The following is a 326-nucleotide window of genomic DNA, read 5'->3' as shown; positions in this document are numbered from 1 at the left end:
CCTTATTGTGCTCTTTTTCTGCCAATGCCCAATGGGCTTGTAGCTCAGGTGGTTAGAGCGCTACACTGATAATGTAGAGGTCCGTGGTTCGAGTCCACGCAGGCCCACATTGGGGGATTAGCTCAGTTGGCTAGAGCACCTGCTTTGCAAGCAGGGGGTCAACGGTTCGAATCCGTTATTCTCCACTACGAACCATATGGGTTCGTTCGTTCTTTGACCTATTGAGAAAAAAGCATATACGCTCGTTAGCTAAGCCCTTGTGGTTTTGATAATGTGCGTATTTGGTAACATTGTAGATTTGAACAAGCGTTGAGTATACGTATTAC

Annotated in this window: 2 tRNA genes; both read left to right on the top strand. The window is 46.3% G+C overall.

Annotated elements, in window-relative coordinates:
• Positions 1 to 33: 33 nt before the first annotated feature.
• Positions 34 to 107, top strand: a tRNA-Ile gene (locus tag J2I47_RS26420).
• Between the two features lie 4 nt (positions 108 to 111).
• Positions 112 to 185 (top strand) — tRNA-Ala (locus J2I47_RS26415).
• Positions 186 to 326: the final 141 nt, after the last annotated feature.

The sequence above is a fragment of the Fibrella rubiginis genome, from assembly GCF_017353185.1.
In the GTDB taxonomy this organism is placed as follows: domain Bacteria; phylum Bacteroidota; class Bacteroidia; order Cytophagales; family Spirosomataceae; genus Fibrella; species Fibrella rubiginis.
Note: the sequence above shows the minus strand (reverse complement) of the source record. Positions and strands in the feature narration are given on the sequence as shown.